Raw genomic sequence first — 255 nt, 5'->3', positions numbered from 1 at the left:
CCATCCAAATATCCCTACCTTCTGCTGTTGTACCGATACTTATTTTTTCACTAACTAGTGTTGGGAAATCTGCTTTCATTTCATCAAGTTTTGCCACTACCTCATCGAATGTGTAAAACCCTCCCATGCTTCCTAAATCAAAACCAAGTGCTACATTTTGATTTCGAGTTATGGGGAGCTGTAGATCTTGTAATCGTTTTGTTGCATAGTTCTCATGATAATTTGCAATGGTGATGTCATATTCAATTCCAAGTA

At 37.3% G+C, this 255-nt stretch carries 1 protein-coding gene; it reads right to left on the bottom strand.

Annotation, left to right across the window (positions count from 1 at the left end; genetic code table 11):
• On the bottom strand, window positions 1-255 hold a 255-nt coding region (locus ACY2RW_RS16225; protein ID WP_490123772.1), incomplete at both ends, for a hypothetical protein.

Source organism: Polaribacter sp. 2305UL8-11 (genome assembly GCF_058147165.1).
This window is presented reverse-complemented; position numbering and strand designations above follow the sequence as displayed.